This window comes from Buttiauxella gaviniae ATCC 51604 (genome assembly GCF_001654835.1).
GTDB classification, from domain to species: domain Bacteria; phylum Pseudomonadota; class Gammaproteobacteria; order Enterobacterales; family Enterobacteriaceae; genus Buttiauxella; species Buttiauxella gaviniae.
This window is the reverse complement of record NZ_LXEP01000055.1, coordinates 1-13,455: the sequence shown is the minus strand read 5'-3', so window position 1 is coordinate 13,455 and position 13,455 is coordinate 1. Positions and strand designations below refer to the sequence as shown.

At 49.8% G+C, this 13,455-nt stretch carries 14 protein-coding genes; 7 read left to right on the top strand and 7 right to left on the bottom strand.

The genetic code is table 11. The annotated features are described in order from the left end of the window. The 5 genes from M977_RS23210 to M977_RS23190 form a co-directional block, all read right to left on the bottom strand. Nucleotides 1–381, bottom strand: a 381-nt coding sequence (locus tag M977_RS23210) for a phospholipase D-like domain-containing protein (RefSeq protein ID WP_064519359.1), incomplete at its 3' end; no start/stop codon positions are given. Further along, complete coding sequence (trbC, locus tag M977_RS23205) at nt 314–2,647, bottom strand: F-type conjugative transfer protein TrbC (protein WP_074392102.1); 2,334 nt, start codon at nt 2,645–2,647, stop codon at nt 314–316. The genes M977_RS23210 and trbC, both read right to left, overlap by 68 nt. Nucleotides 2,648–2,659: 12 nt before the next feature. Continuing rightward, complete coding sequence (locus tag M977_RS23200) at nt 2,660–3,367, bottom strand: DsbC family protein (RefSeq protein ID WP_064519357.1); 708 nt, start codon at nt 3,365–3,367, stop codon at nt 2,660–2,662. Nucleotides 3,368–3,472: 105 nt separating this feature from the next. Beyond that, on the bottom strand, nt 3,473–3,685 hold the full coding sequence (locus tag M977_RS25070; protein ID WP_083963004.1) for a hypothetical protein: 213 nt from the start codon (nt 3,683–3,685) through the stop codon (nt 3,473–3,475). A 227-nt stretch (nt 3,686–3,912) separates the two neighbouring features. Beyond that, on the bottom strand, nt 3,913–4,392 hold the full coding sequence (locus M977_RS23190; RefSeq protein WP_064519348.1) for a transcription termination/antitermination NusG family protein: 480 nt from the start codon (nt 4,390–4,392) through the stop codon (nt 3,913–3,915). A 1,082-nt stretch (nt 4,393–5,474) separates the two neighbouring features. On the opposite strand from M977_RS23190, the gene M977_RS26185 reads away from it, so the two are divergent. The 4 genes from M977_RS26185 to M977_RS23175 all read left to right on the top strand — a co-directional run bounded on the left by M977_RS26185 (nt 5,475) and on the right by M977_RS23175 (nt 8,674). Continuing rightward, nucleotides 5,475–5,546, top strand: coding sequence for a hypothetical protein (locus M977_RS26185; RefSeq protein ID WP_157092129.1), 72 nt, complete (start codon nt 5,475–5,477; stop codon nt 5,544–5,546). Then, complete coding sequence (gene repA, locus M977_RS23185; RefSeq protein ID WP_064519346.1) at nt 5,539–6,558, top strand: plasmid replication initiator RepA; 1,020 nt, start codon at nt 5,539–5,541, stop codon at nt 6,556–6,558. The genes M977_RS26185 and repA overlap by 8 nt, the downstream gene beginning before the upstream one ends. A gap of 878 nt (nt 6,559–7,436) precedes the next feature. Beyond that, complete coding sequence (locus tag M977_RS23180; protein WP_245163539.1) at nt 7,437–8,078, top strand: DUF2913 family protein; 642 nt, start codon at nt 7,437–7,439, stop codon at nt 8,076–8,078. Further along, the gene (locus M977_RS23175; RefSeq protein WP_064519343.1) at nt 8,075–8,674 is read left to right on the top strand and encodes a hypothetical protein; all 600 of its coding nucleotides are present in this window, start codon (nt 8,075–8,077) and stop codon (nt 8,672–8,674) included. Before M977_RS23180 ends, M977_RS23175 begins: the two co-directional genes overlap by 4 nt. Before the next feature lie 71 nt (nt 8,675–8,745). On the opposite strand, the gene M977_RS23170 is transcribed toward M977_RS23175, so the two are convergent. After that, nucleotides 8,746–9,528 (bottom strand): TraX family protein, encoded by a 783-nt coding sequence (locus M977_RS23170; protein WP_064519340.1) that lies wholly within the window; start codon nt 9,526–9,528, stop codon nt 8,746–8,748. Between the two features lie 966 nt (nt 9,529–10,494). Further along, entirely contained in the window at nt 10,495–10,755 is a 261-nt protein-coding gene (locus tag M977_RS23165; protein WP_064519336.1) for a hypothetical protein, read from the bottom strand. 1,165 nt (nt 10,756–11,920) lie between these two features. Between M977_RS23165 and M977_RS23160 the strand changes: the two genes are divergently transcribed. From M977_RS23160 to M977_RS23150, 3 genes are all read left to right on the top strand, one after another. Further along, the gene (locus M977_RS23160) at nt 11,921–12,202 is read left to right on the top strand and encodes a hypothetical protein (RefSeq protein ID WP_064519332.1); all 282 of its coding nucleotides are present in this window, start codon (nt 11,921–11,923) and stop codon (nt 12,200–12,202) included. A gap of 46 nt (nt 12,203–12,248) precedes the next feature. Continuing rightward, nucleotides 12,249–12,530, top strand: coding sequence for a hypothetical protein (locus tag M977_RS23155; RefSeq protein WP_342446884.1), 282 nt, complete (start codon nt 12,249–12,251; stop codon nt 12,528–12,530). Between the two features lie 159 nt (nt 12,531–12,689). Next, the coding region (locus M977_RS23150; protein ID WP_280643863.1) for a TcdA/TcdB catalytic glycosyltransferase domain-containing protein at nt 12,690–13,455 on the top strand (766 nt) is incomplete at its 3' end.

The window sequence follows — 13,455 nt, the reverse complement described above, 5'->3', positions numbered from 1 at the left end:
GCCTGTCTGTGTTGTCACACCATCGGACACCATGAATTTGTTGTGCTGGATAGCATACTGCCCGTTAAGCCTGACCGGCACACCCTGCCTCTGCAACCAGGTTACGGCGGAGTATTTCCCGCCGTTGTCTTTTGCATCCGCCAGTACCCGGACGTTGACCCCCTGGCGCTGTGCGGCCAGCAGGGCTTCAGCTACCGGGCGACTGGTGAACTGGTAGGCCGCGACATCAAGAGAGCGTCGTGAACTGTTGATGACACTCAGTACGCTGGCTGTGGCCGTGCTGCCAGGCGAAAAGCCGACGGTTATTTGAGGTTCAGATGCTGATGCGGTCGTCAGGTGGAGTAAAGTCACGCTCAGCGTAAGCACTCTCAAGATCGGCATAGAAATTTTCATTGTTGTAATACTCCTGTGGGGGTGACATTTCCGGCGTGAAGACAGGTGGTGTACTGCTTTCCTGGGGCGGGGGAATTTCCTTCTGTTGTGCAGTCCGGCTGAAACTTTCCTTGTTACGGTGAGATTCCTCCACCCGTTTGCGCGATATGCGGATCCTTTCGTGTCCCTTTATTTTTTTGTAGCGCCCATGGGTTGCTGAAAGGACTGATACCGCCGTTTCAAACAGCAAAATGCCACGCTCTTCTGGCGTTAATTCGATGTCATCACGGGTATCGATATCGGTGGTCAGTGTGGTGAGGGCGGTCAGCGTCTCATCGGCAATACAAGTATTCAGTCGGCTGTTCCACGCTTCCGGTGGCGTCGTGGCGCAGACCTCAAGAATGGCGTGGATATTCTGCTGAGATACCGGACGGCGGCGTTCTGCTGTCGGCACCTCGCGGCACAGGTCGTTAAAATCGGGACGCCGCAGCGGAACATAGCGGTTGATCCTGGCCTTCAGTTTCGAGATTTTGTCTTCATCCGGGATGTAGATAGAGTTACTGCGCACCTGGCGGTCTTCAAACACAATAATGCCTTCGCCGGAGGCCAGCGCCTTCAGCTCTGACAGCTGGATATTGTCGCGTTCGCGAAACTCGACGGTGCTCGCATCTTCGTAGCCCCCCATGGTGTTCTTATCCATACGGACCTGTTCGGCGTAGTGACCGGTGCCGCCCACCGCACGGATCATCTTCAGGGTGTCTTCCGTATCTTCCGTCTTCATGAACTGTTTGGTGCCAAGGTTGGCGTTGACGGAATAGACCTCCTTGCCGTGACGCAGCATCGCCTGAATATCCTGGGCGAGAATAACCAGCATGTATTTCAGGCTGCGCATCTGGGCCGCCAGTTTGGCCAGCCCCGGGGCAAAGTAGTAACCGACTTCATCACAGAGCACCATGAACGGGAACTTGCTGGCGAACTTCTTCACGGTCAGCGTGTGTTCCGGTGAGCCCTCGATATGGTTCCCCAGGTCTTTGGCGATGTTCATCTGGATGTCTGAGATAAAGAGTTTACCGAGCGTGGACGCCTCGTTATCGGACAGCTCCAGTGCCGGTATCAGTACCACCAGGGTACGGTCGTTATGCAGGATGTCCTGCATATCGATGTCGCCGCCGGTTTTGGGGAAGATATGTCCATAGGTGTCGTTGAACATGCCGAGCATTCGGGTGAACTGCTGGATAAGAAAGCCGTGCTGGTCCAGCGCACCCTGTGACCATTCTGCCGGGCGGTTGACAAGACGCATGTCAAAACCGGCCAGGTTCGACAGGTAGTTTTCCATCGGCTTGTAGCCTTCCTCATGCCAGTTCTGCTCCAGCGCTTCCCGGTAGAGACCCACGAATTTCACCAGGGGGAAGTAGGACTGAATAACGTCCTGAGTGAGCGAGATATTGTCCCGGGCACGTTTGTAACACAGGGCATAAATCAGGGCATTTCGCATGGCGCGGGCTTTGTCTTTCCAGCCCTCATCGCTGCCGTTGCCGGCTGGCATCAGGGATTCCATCAGCTGCGTGATGAACGTCGGACTGCCGTGGGCGAACGGGTTGGTGGAGTTGGTCTGCGGTCGGGATTTGTCCCCGGCCAGCAGTTTGCGGAATTTGTCATCGTTGCCGGTGATGAAGTTGAGCACATGCCAGTCATCTTCCTGACCAAAACGTCTGGCCATCGACCAGGTAGCGACGGCGAGGTCAATCTGTGCTTTACCGTCCGAGATGCAGCAACCCCGTGCCCAGCACAGGGAGTTGAGGTACAGCGAGTACAGGGTTTCTGTTTTACCGCCGCCGGTGGTGGCCATGATTTGCATATGGCGCAGCGCATCATCTGCCTCCAGCCACAACTCACGTCCCCGGTCGCGTCCACGTCCGGTGCCGAGGCACAAAACCCCGGCCGCTTTCCGGCGTATCAGCTTTGGCAGGTTCAGGTTCAGCCACGGAATATTGCGGCTCAGCTCGCGCTCGGTGGATAAATCCAGACCGCCGACATCCATCGGTATGCGCAGGGGCAGGCGGAACAGCTGGTCACTGAAGCCGACCAGAAGCACGATACAGACGGGCACCGATACCAGCAGGGTGGCGGGCCACAGCACGCCCATGATGAGCGATACCGCGAGCGTGAACTGGACGGTGAAGGGTGCCAGCATGATGCGTTCGGTCAGCTGTCCGCGTACCTGGCGGTTTATCAGGCTGTCCCTCAGCGGTGCGTTACGTTTACGGGTTTCCATCGGGTGTCTTCCTTATGGGTTACTGTCAAGAAACGCCTTCAGCGCTTCATCACTGGTCATGGCCTGTAACGGGATCATGCGGCCATCGTCACTGATAACCGTGGGGGTGCCGGGCAATCCGAACATATCCAGCGCCATATCATTGCGTGCCAGCGCGTCGAGGCCTGCGTCACAGTCGGGCGGTGTGGTCTGTTGTGCCGGGTTCAGCATTCCGGCACCGATATCAAACAGGTCACGCCAGAGCGCGGCACGTTTATCGGCCGGTGCGCACAGTAACGGCGCCACGCGTGTGGCCGTCACAGACTTCCCTACCAGGGTGACCGGGAAAATCACCACGTTGAACTGCTGCGCGAGCGCCTGGATGGTCGGTTCGAAAATACGGCAGTTGCCACACTCCGGATCGGAGAACAGATACAGCGTGCGGGCATGACCGGTGGACAGCGACACGGTATAGCTACCGTTCGCCGCAGCGGTACTCAGGCGCTGCGCCAGTAACTGACGGGCTTCTGTCATATCCTGCTCAGTCAGGCGGGCAGGATGGTCTGTAAGCTGTGCTGGCGCGGGCTGAGTTGCCTGTGCGGGTGCCAGAACGGGCTGGCGATTGACTGGATGTATCACTGGCCCGGATGCAATATCGACGGATACAGGCAGTGATATGGCCTCAGCACGATAAACGTGCCCGGCGACAAATCCGGCCAGCAGGGTGAGGGTGAGTACCACAACGGGGACCCCTCTGCGGCGCAGCCGGCTGTGGGCGTCCATCTGACCAAAAGCATCGGCCGTACTGGCAACCGGTTAACAATAAAGGAAGCAGGGCCGCGCGTTTCATGCCTCCCTCCGGTTTTTGGTGGCATTCATTTTGACCCGGTTTTCGAGGATACGGACCTCGAACTGGCGGTCCAGCAGACAGTCGGCCAGGGCATGGACGGTGACCGGGCGGGATTGCCGGTAACCAATATCCACCGCTAATTTCTCCAGACCTTCCGTTCGCGCAGGGTTAAACCGCACGGTGTGATGATGTGCATTTTTCGTTGTCATGGGGACTCACATGTAAAAAGAGCTGCCCACGGGCAGCTCGGAATGAGGATTTTTCAGCGCAGCCGGGAGGAGAGCCCGGGCCGGGCGGGGTGGTCGTTCAGGATCGGGCCGTCAATACAGAAACGCTTCTTCTTCCGCGAGTTTATCCAGCATATCCATTGTGATTCTCCGCGTGGTCGTGGAACGATTTTGTCAACGCCAGGAACATGGCGGTGCGCTGAAGTTCGTTATCCGTACTGACGATGCGGCTGATTTTTTCGTACAGCACGCTCTGCAGGGGGGGACGGGTTCTCCATCCGTTGCTTGCGTTTACGCGGGGGGCGACACGGGCGCTGCATCTGTTTCGTCTGTTTCTCCGCTTTGGGGACAAAGTCACGTTCATCTGCACAGGCCGGCAGCGTCATCAGTGTTTCCATCACAGAGGCCGGCAGCGGTTTAATTTCCTGTCCGTAACGGACAAAGGTACTGACGGCGCTGCATTCATCTTCAATACGGGAAGGGTGGATGACTTCCGGATCGATATAAACGAACAGATAACCCCGGAACAGCGGCTCTATAAAGGCCCTGACACCGTTACAGTCAGTTCGGGGACGCCAGGTTCTGAGCATGGGGCAGAAAACCGTGATGTTTTTACGGCTCAGACTGAGCTGGGCCGTATACAGTTTATCTTTGCCCGGTTCATAGCAAACGAGATACCACGCTTCCATGGTGAAATCCTGTTCAAAGTTGAGTGGGAGGTAAATGACGGGCGAGCCCCGGAATTTTCTGACCGTGGAGTGACTGGTCAAAAACTACATGTTCAATCCTGAACCCGCCTCACTGAAGTTTGTACCCGGCGTTTGGTGTGGACGAGGCGCACTCACTCTGTCCCTCCGGACACAAAACTCAGTGAAGCCAGAACGGCCGGCGAGCCATTCCTTTTCTGGCGACGGAGAAAATGTTGTTCTCCGCTTCATTTATACCTGGTTTTGCGATGCTGCTGTTGATTACGCCACAACCGCTAACGGTTCGCGACATCCCGACTGGCGGAATATGCCCAGTTGAATAGACCGGAGAGGTCGCTAATGGCAGCACACATAACTGGTATGAATCTTTATAGGGCGTTTTATATCCTGAAATGTATTTGTTTGTAAACGGGGCACTGAAGGTTGTCACTTGTAACCCTTGTGGATAACTTTCTTTCTGACCAGCATAAAAGATCGTGTCTGGAATGGAACACGATCTTTTATGCTAAATCCAGAATTTGACGCAGAATATCGATCTGTTTTACTGTGCGTTTTTAAGCAGCAAAAAAGTTGAAAAAATGTGATTTCTGTTGTGTTTTTCGGGGAGCAGACACGAATTTTTACATCCGTGATTTTTCGTTTATTGATCTGTTTTATATGAGTTTTATGGAGGCAGGTTTCAGAAAAGCGAAGGACAATATCGGTTTTTCCGATGTCAGGCGGTGGGCAATGTAATGGATATTCACACAGGGAAAAAATCGGGTATGATATGCCGCATTGTGAGAACGCTGACCAGCGCAACAACGGCGAACTGTTGTCGGTCAGATCCCCTTACAGGGCGGAGCTCCTTGCCCGTACCGGGTGTCAGTGCTAGATTACTGATCGTTTTACAGAATTTGCGGGTGGGCCACGCCAAAAGGTGGCAGGGAATGGTTCTGAGAGATGTCCGGAGCCAGAAAAGCGAAAACCCCGAGAATCTCTTTCAACTTTGGCGGGCTGAGAAGATTAACGGGGTTCACTAATACTGCATAGAGATTGTTGCTCTATGCGGGGAGTATAGATTCATGCTCAGAGAAATTCAAGACCTCTCGCGTGTACTCCTTCCGTGCAACATAAGCGCAGGAAGGCGTGCCTGAACAATCTTTATCCCGTCCGGGTTTTTGCCCTGATAATGACGAGTCCGGCCTGTTCTGGCAGGGCATCAGTGAACGCTGTGAAGAGGCGTTTCTGGTCGCACCTGTCAGAAAAAAATCCCTGCGCCGGCGCGGTGAACACTCCACAAAAGCCAAATGTGCCCGACCTGAATGGTTCCGTCCTGCCCGTTATAAGGCGCTCGGCGGACAGCTGGGCCATGCCTATCACCGCCTGGTGATGAAAGATCCGCAGACCGGTCTGCCGCGTCTGCGTATGCACATGTCCCGCCATCCTTTGTATGTCCGCGAGCGCGAACGCGCCGGCCGTAAATATGCCTTCCGCCCTGAGAAACAATATCTGCTGGATGCACTCTGGCCAGCACTGGTGAGCTTCTGCGACGCCGGTAAACACTCTGTCGGCATGTGTGTCTCACGACTGGCGTATGAAATCAGCCCGAAAGATGAAAAAGGGCAGCTGCGGACGGGAAAAGAAGTGACGGTGTCGCGTCTGTCCCGGCTGATTGATGAGCAGATCCGTTTTGGCGTGCTGGCTATCTCTGAAGAAAAGACCTGGGACCGTGAGTCCCGCACCTGGTTTCCTAAATACGTCTGGATCACCGCACTGGGTTTCTCGATGCTGGGTGTGGACCTGGTGAAGCTCGAAGCCCAGCAACAAAAGAAGCTGCGTGAGAGTGATGAACGCCGCCGGCTGATTGCCGAAGGGGTAATGAGCGAGCATGACGAATTGTCCCCTCATGCTGCCCGCCTGCGCTGGGCGGCACAGAAGCGTGCCGAGGCGCTGAAGTTCCGGCGCCAGCGTGGGGCTGACCGTAAACGGGCGAACCGTCTGGCCAGACTCCCCCGTGACAGCCAGGTGTATGAAATGTCACGCTTCCTGCTGAAGACGATGGCGCCGGATGAGGCCTACTGGTGTACGCCACAACGCCTTGAGCAGCTGGCCGTGCAGCGTCTGTATCAGCTCGAGCTGGCCCTGGCGTCACCGCCCCCACACTGACCCCTGAGTTACCTGCCTGAATGCAGCCAGCCCCGCCGGGGCGTTTTGTGCTGCCTGCTGCCTGCCCGTTTCGTGGGACTTTCCTTTGCCTGAGCCATTTATGGCCATCACCCCATAAAAATCATCACACCGGGGACATGCTGATGCGGTGTTCTCTGCGTTATCCACATAAATCCGCAAACGGATAACTGAGGAAACCTGCAAGCAGATAAAATGAAAGCTGCAAAATAGTCTTACACCCCCTTCTTTTTCCTTTGCCTTTGAACCACCAGGCAAACAACCTGTTGTCTGTGAAAAATCGGTGAACAGTGGGGATAATGCCTTCGCTTACAGTGGCCAACGGCCACGTCGCTCAGAAAAGGGCAGAAATAGCTCCCGTCGCACAGCGCCGGGCCCCGAAGGGGGCAACCTTACTCACCGCAACCAGACCCACCACTGAAAAGCGCCGCCCGGCCTGAAAGGCCGGAACAGAGTCGCTTTTAATGATGGATGTTGTAACTAGGTAATGAGTGACGGTGGGTAGTGTTGCTTCAGGTTCTGTGTACACGCCCGTAAGCGCCAAAGGCGCTAACGCGGAGATACGCCCGGGCGATGCCCGGACCACTCCGACGGCGAAAAGCAAGTTCTTCATGGCGGTAAGCGGGTCTGGCTGAGCAGGGCGGAGGGGACGATTGGTGGAAACTATCAGTACAGGGCGGCTACGCCTCGCGACCGGCGCCGTTCAGCATCGATGCGATAAGTGACTGCGGCTGGCGCCTTCATGCCGCGTCGCGGCATAAATCGTGTACCTGTAATACCTTGTATTACATTTGGTTAGTGGTGATATTGCGGTATAATTCATCAGCCGCAACCGGCGGCGATACTGCGAAGAACCTCATTTGAATACTGACTCCCTGACCCTGCAATCAGGACATCTGGCCTGGTGTGCACAGGTTGCCCTGCATCTGGCCAGACAGGACGGCGCCGTGAACTCCGATGCGCAGGCTAACCTGTTTCTGACCCGCTGGCTGGCCACCGCGCAGAAAAAAAGACTGTTTCCCCGTGAAGTGGCCCGCGATATCGAATGGTTACTGAAACAGGGGCGCACGCTGGGGGTGAATGCAAAGCTCGCCAACAAACTGGATTATCTCTGGCGCTCCTGCACTGGTGAGCTCTCAGAGCAGAATGACCTGTTTCGTCTGACGTATGCCCTGGAAACGGCCAGAGACACCGGCTGGGTATACCGGTTGCTGAGTGACAAAGAATGGACCGGCCGCCATGCCATCACGCTCAGTGCCGATATCAGCGGGATTTATCTTTCCCGCTCCTCGCTGGACAGCGCATTTGACGAGGAAGGGGGGCAGGTGATGCCGCTGATGGTTCGTATCACCGGCAATATTGCCAGATTTGAAACCGTCATCAACCGTTGCGGATGGCGCAGTGACGCGTCGGCCTGTGACGGACTGACGCATCTGTATACGTTAACTGCCGTAAAATCAGACCCTGATACCGGCTTTGATACCAACAGGATGCTCGCATGAACCGTCTTCTTCCTCCGGACATTACCTGCACCCGGCAGCACAGCGGTGCGGTGGCTATTTATACCTTCAGACACCGTGAACTCGGTGAGCTGGGCCGTATGGTGCTGACCGATTACCCCGGCGAACAGACGCAGGTCAGCTGTGAAGTGGTCGGGGAGTCAGATGATCCGATGACCCTCACCCGGCTTGCCCTTTTTCAGCCTCTGACGGAGAACATCCTGCAGGCGATGGCCACGCAGCCTGTGGATATTCGCACAACTGACGCCAGCCCGCTTATCCCTTCCCTGGCCTGTGAACGGGTGGAAAGTAAGATGCTGCCCTGTGAGGTCTGTGGCTGTCCGGTGGCGCTGCTGATATTTGCCGCCGGTGCGCAGTCTCCTGCGGATTTTGCGGATTATGCGCGGAAAATGTTTCATCTGTATCGGGACATGAACGTCCCGGCATGGATCATCGGTGATTCACTGGGCGTGCCGGGGTTCAGTACCCCCTCCTGTGTGATGAAGGTGTGGCCGGCGCGGGAGAGTATCCGCCAGGTCACGCCTGCGGATTTTAATGACGACTTGGACCGTTTGCTGTCTGGCCACTGTCGCCTGTAAGGTTTTCACCCGCCGCCATAGCGGACGAACGTGTGCCGGAAATAGCGGCGGTTTCGGCTTCTCCCGGTCGTTTATTTCAGCGCGAGACGGACCAGACCCAGCAGTAACAGGTGTCCGCCATAGCTGAGGTAAAAGAACCGGCGGGGCAGAAAGCGCGGGCTTTCTGTGGGCAGATACCGGGAGGCGAGCGACAGCGCCAGCAGCGGAAACAGCAGCGTTGGCAGCACCGCATAAAGCAGGGCGTCTGCCGGTTTGTCTGCCAGGTGACCTGCACCGTTTAACGTGCACAGTGAGAGAAAGGCAACCAGGGCGGCCCCCTGTCGCTGGTGCTCTGACTGCGGTGAATATAACACCGCCAGTGAAAGGGCCAGCATCAGCCCCTGAAGACCATAGCTGGCGAGTGACAACGGATACACCAGGAGAGCCAGCAGGATCAGGCCGGCGAACAGCCCCGGGCGACCGTAGGTATGGTTCAGTGCCAGCAGCTGCGTGACGGCCGCGAACACAAACAGAATGTTCAGGGCGTACCAGGGATGTGCCGCGTGAAATGCCAGGATAAAGGCAGGTTGTGTGATGATGGCCCATGCCCACATCCGGTTCGCGCGGTGTTGCAGTTTCTCCGGTCGCTGGCGGACATTCACGGCCCATACCATCAGAAACAGCGGAAAGGCCATTCGCCCGATGGCGTACAGTTCCGGTCGGGGAGGCTGCAGAAAAATCGTGTTGATGTGATCCAGTATCATGGCCAGCAGCGCCACGGCTTTCACCCTGTCCATTGCCCCCGGACTCAAGGTGGCGGGTATCTGCAGGATGTCGCTGATTATCCGTATCACGGCATGAATGTGTGTTTTCATTAATATCCTGAGATAACTTACAGGCCCTGAATATATAATCCTGTACCCAGCGCCAGAATAATTTTCCGGTACAGTCTGGCACGGTGATTCTGGATTTCTCCATTATTTTCCGCGTGGCAAATTCGGACTTGTCGCGTAAAAGGAGCATGGCACTGTGACTGTTCTGCTGCTGAAAATAAATAATGAGTTGATGAGTAGCGTTCATATCATTTCGGTATAGTTGATGTGAATATATTCACCTGAATAATATAAAGATATATTGTCATCACAATAATGAATAAACAAGTTGATAATCATTGTTGGGTATCATTACAGATAAAAATTATTACGCTTTAACTTCATATTGCTGAATGGTATATAAGTATTAACAGGTGTGCCAACTGTGATCAGGTTATTTAATGTTTTCCAGGGTAAATATGATTGAATTATGCCAATGACAATCAATCTGTCATGTCACTCACTGAAAGTGTGCAATAAATTCTCGCAGTAAAAAGAATGCCAACCTGCATGTTCAAAGTAATTTGCATAGTTGTTGTATGAATATTCAGATTTATCGGACAGATTGATGAAAATAAAAATTAGTCTGGAGGGATGTATCATCTTATATAGTAAATTAAATTTTCAATGTAACGCTCCATTATCCTCGGGTATTGAGGTGTGGTCAGATCACAATAATATCATAATCTGCTAAAAAGGTATAATTTACTGTCTGGCGTCTATGGACGTGTTACTCTGTGGGAAATACATCCTGGAGTGAATAAAATAAGCAGGCTGTAATTTAACAAAAACCTATATTAGTCATTAAAATCCGTCAGATTAGAATTGATAAGTTTTTTCATATAACGCGATATACCTAAATCAAAGATAATATTTGCTGCATTATAAGTGATATAGAATAAAGGTATTTCCTTCGAAGAAAATACCTTTATTGATGGCGTTAAAATATTACATTGTTTACTTTCTTATTTACAGGGAGTTTCGACGATTAAAATTAATGATTCCTTCCACCATTTCCCCCAGCACGACTGTTATCCATTGTGCTACTGCCACCCCAGATACCACTTGCACCAGAACCACTACCGTAGGGGGAATTTTGTGATAAAAATGACTGAACACTGTTATCGTTACCATTATTGCCACCGCTAGATGAAGAACCAGAGCCACCATTACTTGATGATCTGTGCCCACTTCCATCCGCGTCCTGCCACCCACCAGATACAGCATCATATTGGCTACTTAAAATTTATTTCATGAGAATTCTCCGTGATTAATTTACATTTAGAATAATTACAACTGGTTGAAACCCATACTATCTCTATGAGAAACGTAAAAAACAGTAAGTTTTTATAAACTGTGAAACAACTCGCATAATAAATTATTTTATTGTTTTAAATCAGTCGCTTAGAAATTTATCGAGGCACTTTTAATGGTTTTTACAATAAGGTCAGAGAAAGATAACTCCTGATTATCTGAATTTGATGGTTGGCCAGGAAGCAAATTCGAAATTATAGATAATTACATCAAATAAACTAAGATTTGCCGCAGCATACGCAGATAAGGGGCACGTTAGCTACGGGGCTGGAGTATTCCATTCACAGCTTAGCGATGTCTGGATTAGAGGGGGCATGAGGATTTGTACATTTCTGGTAATAAGCATTTGGGCTATAAATAACAGTATTTTTATATCCAATAACATTAAAAATAACTAAATCAGGTGATTCCCCTTTGTTTCAAAAACCACCATTACTCAATGGATTGTCAAAATTTTGAAAAGAGAGATGCATTTCTGAGAGTGAAATACAGTTATATAAATAAAATAGTTATAACTTTCAGCATTATTGCCAAAAGTTAAGGTGTTCTTACTGCCACCTGATTACAGGCGGAAAATCAGATTACATTTAAGTAACATCTGGAGAGATTTAAAACGGTAGTCCTTAGCGCTGACGAAATCCTTTTTCCGTACATTATCCCATTTTATTCTCTGCGCCCTACCCACCTACGGCTGGTAACTCAATCACTATCATTTCGGCACTCGCAATGGTTTGAATGTCAGACAAGACATCAGGGTTCCCATATTTTTAAGTCGAAGGAAGTGGAATAAATCTGGCGTAGCGCCGTGGTTCATCAGAATTCCGATCGCAATACGTAGTAGCACAATGCTTATGCGGGCAGGAGTGGTAAGCCGAAAAACCGTCAAAATTTTGTCATCAGAGGGCACTGAAAAATGAAGTTTAAATTCTATGTTTTTGATATATAAGGTAAGTGTATTTATTTTGTGATCTAATTAACATTTCTTATAAATTTACCGTTTTTTTACATTCCTTATAGAGATAGTATGGGTTTCAACCAGTTGTAATTATTCTAAATATAAATTAATTGACGGATAATTCTCATGAAAGAAATTTTAAGTAGCCAATATGATGCTGTATCTGGTGGGTGGCAGGACGCGGATGGAAGTGGGCAGAGATCATCAAGTAATGGTGGCTCCGGCTCTTCAAATACCGGTGGTAATAGCGGTAACGATAACAGTGTTCAGTCATTTTTATCACAAAATTCCCCCTACGGTAGTGGTTCTGGTGCAAGTGGTGTCTGGGGCCAGAACAGCAATATGGGCAATGCAAATGGCTATGGTGGAAATGGTACCGGACCGCAGCTGGGCGGTAAGAATCATTGATGATTGACAAGGCCCATATGTATAAATCTGGGCCTTTATGGAGATAATGATGGTTAAATATGTTGTTTATATAAAAAATGATGTATCAAAAGTAATCTCAAAAGCAATCCCAAAAATGTCTGTTACACATTCAGTTACTCAGGAGATGAAACAACAAGGTTTCAGAAAACATTTCGTTGAGGTAGAGGCTGAAAATGAAAAGGAAGCCATTAATAAACTAAATGAACATAATAATGGTTATTTAAATTCATTAGGTGAATTTTCAGGGAGCATAGTTATCATAGCTTCCATAGTGATTGTTATGGCTTTGATTTATTGGTTTGTTTAATCTGTAACGATGATTTTTGGTTCCCAGTTAGATAATGTTATGCATAACCTTTACTGAAGTAAAGGTTTATGTTGCGAAAATTTTGTAAAAATATTTTGGTGTGGTTGTTGATGCAATAAAATTGCAATATATCCATATTGGTGTTTAAAGGAAGTTACAATGAAACTCGGGTTGTCAGAAATAAAACCGTCTCCGAATGGAAAAGTCATAGTTCCAGATGTTATGCATTTTGTATGGGTAGGTGATAGTAATCAGATTAATTCTAAATATATTGAAGTCTGGGCAAAGGTAAATAAAAATAAAAGAATTTATTTGTGGTTAGATCAAAACACTTCTCTCTGTAATTTATTTCATGATTCAATAAAAAAACACGTCCTTAGTATGGAACTTGAAAATAAACCAGACATAGAGATGCGATTAAAAAATGATGCTTTTGATTATATTTATCCAAAGTTAAAGGAAGGTTGTGTCTTTGATGAGCTAGTTGTAGAGTTTTTATCTCATAACAATATTAATTATAATGAATCGACTACATGCATTTTTGATTCATGCATTGAGACTAAGCATGTACAAATTAAAAGTATTCAAGAGTTATTTGTTCCTGAATTTTCTGATTTTATGAAGTATTACTATTATGAGATTATTTTAAGAGGTAATCTTGCTAGTGCCAGTGATATAGTCAGGCTCCTGATTATTTATCTTTATGGTGGTGTTTATATAGATGTGGATACGCTTCCATATACTGACTATATCTTCAAGGAATTAAATGGTTTTTTAGAAAGTGAAAAAATTATTGAAGATGATTTCTTATTATTGATGAAAACCAAATACCTTTTAAAGGAATTGTCACTCCTTGATTTTCCTGTTGATCAATACTTCAATCATTATAAAGGAGTTGCTGATTATCAAAGTGTGTTAAATAAAC